The organism is Saccharothrix sabaoui, assembly GCF_051756985.1.
Lineage (GTDB): Bacteria > Actinomycetota > Actinomycetes > Mycobacteriales > Pseudonocardiaceae > Actinosynnema.
Genome location: NZ_JBPKJK010000318.1, coordinates 1 through 3,165 on the forward strand (window position 1 = coordinate 1; position 3,165 = coordinate 3,165).

Annotated in this window: 4 protein-coding genes; all 4 read left to right on the top strand. The window is 74.0% G+C overall.

The genetic code is table 11. The features are described from left to right. Positions 1-286 precede the first annotated feature (286 nt). The 4 genes from ACR807_RS41485 (at position 287) to ACR807_RS41500 (ending at position 3,110) form a co-directional block, all read left to right on the top strand. The gene (locus ACR807_RS41485) at positions 287-1,234 is read left to right on the top strand and encodes a hypothetical protein (protein WP_438927041.1); all 948 of its coding nucleotides are present in this window, start codon (positions 287-289) and stop codon (positions 1,232-1,234) included. Between the two features lie 214 nt (positions 1,235-1,448). Next, complete coding sequence (locus tag ACR807_RS41490; RefSeq protein WP_438927044.1) at positions 1,449-1,709, top strand: pentapeptide repeat-containing protein; 261 nt, start codon at positions 1,449-1,451, stop codon at positions 1,707-1,709. Positions 1,710-2,059: 350 nt separating this feature from the next. Beyond that, positions 2,060-2,479, top strand: a complete 420-nt coding sequence (locus ACR807_RS41495) for a DUF6545 domain-containing protein (protein WP_438927042.1) — start codon at positions 2,060-2,062, stop codon at positions 2,477-2,479. Then, on the top strand, positions 2,463-3,110 hold the full coding sequence (locus tag ACR807_RS41500; protein WP_438927043.1) for a phosphatase PAP2 family protein: 648 nt from the start codon (positions 2,463-2,465) through the stop codon (positions 3,108-3,110). The genes ACR807_RS41495 and ACR807_RS41500 overlap by 17 nt, the downstream gene beginning before the upstream one ends. Positions 3,111-3,165: the final 55 nt, after the last annotated feature.

The following is a 3,165-nucleotide window of genomic DNA, read 5'->3' on the forward strand; positions in this document are numbered from 1 at the left end:
TGCCGGTCACGCCCGAGCCCGCGCCGGTCCTGGCGCCACCGGTGGTGCTCACCGCGCAGCCGCTGGTCGAGCAGGTCGACCCGGACCTGACGGTGATGAGGTCGATGCGCGACGTGCTGCCGCCGGCCCGCCCGGTCGGACCCACCACCGCGCCCCGCTGACCGCGCTCCGCTGACCGGGCCCCGCCGAACCGGGCCGGTGGGGACGTGCCCGCGTCCCCACCGGTAACGGCGCGGCCCCGTCGGTCGACGTCCCCGGTGAGCGGTCGACTGGGGGAGGCCCGGAGGTGAAAGCGCTTCTGCTGCGGTTCTACCGGTTCACCGGGGTCCGGGGGCTGCTGGTGCTGGGTGCCGGACTGGTGGTGGGCGCCGCGCTCCTGTCGCTCGACGGCTGGGAGGCCGTCGCCCGCAGCGGCGCGGTGCTCGGCATGGCGCTCTCCGGCCTGGTCATGATCGTCGTCGGCGCCACCCGGTACACCCGGTCGTCGGCGACCCCGCGGCACGAGGAGTACCTGCCCGACCTGCTGGGCTCCGGCCGGGACTTCTGCCTCGTGCTGCGGCCCTTCGGGCGGGACGGCCAGGTCGTGCTGCCCAGGGCGATGGGCCGCAAGCAGCGCGTCGGCGGTCAGCCGTTCACCCGCAACGCGACCGTCGAGCAGGTCGTCACCGCCGCCGCCCGGTCCGCGCTCGACCTGCCGACCTGCGGCATCGTCGACCAGCGCACCGCGTTCGCCCCGCCCGGCCCGGTCCTGGTGCGCGTCGGGGACGAGGAGTGGCAGACCGTGGCGCTGCGGCTGATCCGCAACGCCCGCGTCATCGTGCTCGTGCTGCCCCCGGACCGGGACTTCGGCGAGGGCTTCGCCTGGGAGGTGCGCCAGATCGCCCGCCGCCACCTCCAGTCGCGGGTCGTCATCGTCCTGCCGCCGCCCGACCAGGACGAGTACGCCCACCGCGCCGCCCTGGGCCGGGCCGCGGTCCTGCTGGCGGTGCTGGAGGGCACCGGCCTGGAGGAGGACGTCGCGCCCTTCCGCGTCCACGAGCACGAGCTGACCCTCCCGGCCACCACCATCGTGATCCGCTGCCGCGACGACATCGGCGACCACCGGGCGTGGGAGACGGTGGAACCGCCGCCCAGCCGCACCGCGATCGGCACGCGGCGCAGGTCGACGACCACCGACACCACCTACCTCGGCGCGCTGACCGAGGCGTTCCGCGAACTCGACCACGAGCGCTGACGGCCGAACCGGGGGCGCTGACAGCCGCACCACCGCCCCCACCACGACCACCGCGGACTCGTACAGCCCCATCACCTGTCCGCACCAGGCGCTCAGCCCTGACCTCCAGGCGGCGATCCGCGTCCTGGGTCGCCGCGACCCCACCTCGGACAACAGCGTCCGCATCGACCTGCGGCGCACCTGCCTGCGCACGGGTGAGTTCGTCGACGCCCGGCTGGCCAGGGCCACGTTCGAGCGGTCCGACCTGAGTCCCGCCAACTTCTCCGGCGCAGACCTCGCGGCGGCGTACTTCTACGGCGCGAACCTGGCCAATGCCGACCTCAGGCGAGCCGACCTGCGCGGCGCCGACCTCAGCGGGGCGGACCTGAGCGGGGCGGACCTGAGCGGGGCTGATCTCACCGAGGCCCTGCACGATGAGGGCACGAAAGTCGCGGGCACGACCGTCACCCCGGCGACCCACGGCGCATGGTGGTGACCGGGGCGGCACGTCGTTGGAGAAGCACGCCGGCTCCGGTACGGCGGGTGTGGGGGCGGCCCTCGTCGCCGTTCTGCTCGTGACAGGTGTCGGGCACCCCGGTCGTGGAGCACCGGAGCGGGTCGCCTCGATCGCCCGTGGGCGGGGACGGCGGTGGCCCGCGGTCCCGCCGAGGAGATCACCGCGGGAAGTCGCCGACGAACTCGCCGCGCGGACAGCGACCAGGCTGGGTGCCGAGGCGTTCCGGCGCTACTCGGAGAAACCCCGCCTGGAGTTGCGCTGGAGAGCTTCGCCGCCCGTCGGCGAGGAGAAGACCGGATCGGTCGACGATCTGGTCGGTCTGCACACCCGTGCCCCGTTCCGCAGCCTGGTCGTGCTGGGCGGCCCGGTTCCGACAAGACCGCGGTCTCCCACGGTTACGCCTCAGCCGCGGTGACCGGCTCCGCATCCGCGTCACCGAGATCCGCGACGTGCTCATCGGTCCCCTGCACGCCTACCTCGACCCCGAGGTCGAGACGTGCGTCCGACGCCGAGCCGACGAACTCGGCCTGTCCGAGGAGGAGGCACGCGCGACCGCCGAAGCCGCGGCCATCGCGGTTGCGCTCGAAGCCAGGCGGCGGGACCTGCCGCCGATCACCACCGCACCCATCGTCGTCGGAGCGACGGACGACGTCGCCCAGCTCGTCCGAATCGCGGACGCCTTCACCGGCTCGGAAGTCGTGAGCCACGCCGTCAAGGAGTTCCGGGAACAGCATGACCACGTCCGCTGAAGCCACGAGCAAGCCCCTGCGCCGACGCGTCGCGCGGCTCGCCACCGAGGTGCTCGCGCCCTGGGTGTGGGTGCTGGCGCTTCCCCTGCTGATCGCCTGGCACGCGACGGGGGACGTCCCGCGCACCCTGCTGTGGGGGCTCGTCGTCGGGATCACCGGCTCCGTCATCCCGATGGCGATCATCATCCGGGGCGCTCGACGCGGCCGGTGGGAGAGCCACCACGTGACCAACCGCGAGGGGCGGGTCGTCCCGTTCATCGCCTGCACCACGTCGCTCGGCGTCGGGATCGCCGCGCTCCTGCTCGGTGGTGCGCCGAAGGAGATGGTCGCGCTCTCGTTGGCGATGTTCGCCACCCTGGTGGTCAGCATCGCCATCACCTTCGCCCTGCCCGTGCGCGGCGCGCGGGGGTGGAAGATCTCGATGCACGCGGCCGTCGCCGCCGGGGCGGCGGTGATCCTCGCGGTCGCCTACGGGCCGTGGCTCGCCCTCGTCGGCCTCGCCGTGGTGCTGGTCGCGTGGTCCCGGGTCGAGCTGGGCGACCACACGACGCCGCAGGTCACCGCCGGCACCGTCGTCGGCCTGCTCGTGGGTGGCCTGCCGTACTGGTGGCTGGCGACCAGCCTCGTGTAACCGGTCGACACGAAGGCGGGGTGCCCCACCCGGGGCACCCATGGGCCGGCCGCCT